Source organism: Komagataeibacter europaeus LMG 18890 (genome assembly GCF_000285295.1).
In the GTDB taxonomy this organism is placed as follows: domain Bacteria; phylum Pseudomonadota; class Alphaproteobacteria; order Acetobacterales; family Acetobacteraceae; genus Komagataeibacter; species Komagataeibacter europaeus.
In genome coordinates this window covers 1-1,024 of sequence record NZ_CADP01000321.1, presented here as the reverse complement: position 1 = coordinate 1,024, position 1,024 = coordinate 1, and the positions used below count along the sequence as shown (strand labels likewise).

Here is a 1,024-nt window from a genome sequence, read left to right as displayed (position 1 = left end):
GATCCATTGTCTGCTGGACGACAGGACGGGCTACTTGTTCCTGCCCTTCTGGAAGCCGAACCGCAACTCGCTGTCACGCTCTGCTGGCTCAGGAAAATGCAGAACCTCCTCTGTAAAAAGGAGGACACCAGAAAGGAAGGCGATCTGAAGGCCCTGCTGGAAGAAGGGAAAACGACGCTGCTATCGCGTTTGATACCTGCGCTTGAACGGGATGCTGCTGCCATTGAAGCTTCTCTCGTCACACCATGGACAACCAGCCCGGTTGAAGGACAGATCAGCCGATTGAAAATGATCAAGCGAACCATGTTCGGAAGAGCAGGCTTCGAACTCCTCAGGGCTCGTGTCCTCCAACCCGCATAATCAAAAACATCATCACGAAAAGTGCGGAAGAACCGAGAACTGACCCGGGTTTTTCATCAGGAATTGACCCAGCCAGCTGCTATTTCAGGCATAGTCGGGCGGGCGGTCAAGAAGAGGATCTGTCCTTTCTGTTTTTTGAGGCGGCGGTGCTGGCGCGGAACCTGTAGCTGTCATTTCCTGTCTCGAGGATATGACAGTGATGGGTCAGCCGATCGAGGAGCGCCGTCGTCATCTTCGGGTCACCAAAGACGTCTCCCCATTCACTGAAGCTCAGATTGGTTGTGATGATGACACTGGTGCGCTCGTAGAGGCGGCTGAGCAGATCGAACAGCAGGGCGCCGCCAGACGCGCTGAAGGGGAGATAACCGAGTTCATCAGGGATCACGAGATCCAGGCGGAGCAGCCTGCCGGCAATCTGCCCGGCCCGGTTGGCGGTCTTTTCCTGTTCGAGCGCATTGACCAAGTCGAACGTTGACCAGAAGCGCGCCTTCTTGCGGTGATGGGTGATCGCCTGGATGGGCAGCGCGGTCGCCAGGTGGGTTTTCCCGGTTCCCGGACCGCCGATCAGCACGACATTTTCAGCACGCTCGATGAAGTCCCCGCTATGGAGCTGGCGGATCATGGGCTCGTTGACCTGCGTATCGGCAAAGGAGAACCCGGACAG

2 protein-coding genes are annotated in these 1,024 nt (G+C 56.9%); one reads left to right on the top strand and one right to left on the bottom strand.

Annotation, left to right across the window (positions count from 1 at the left end):
• The coding region (locus GEU01_RS22140; protein WP_019087714.1) for a transposase at window positions 1-360 on the top strand (360 nt) is incomplete at its 5' end.
• A 106-nt stretch (window positions 361-466) separates the two neighbouring features.
• On the opposite strand, the gene istB is transcribed toward GEU01_RS22140, so the two are convergent.
• On the bottom strand, window positions 467-1,024 hold a 558-nt coding region (gene istB, locus GEU01_RS22135; protein WP_019087713.1), incomplete at its 5' end, for an IS21-like element helper ATPase IstB.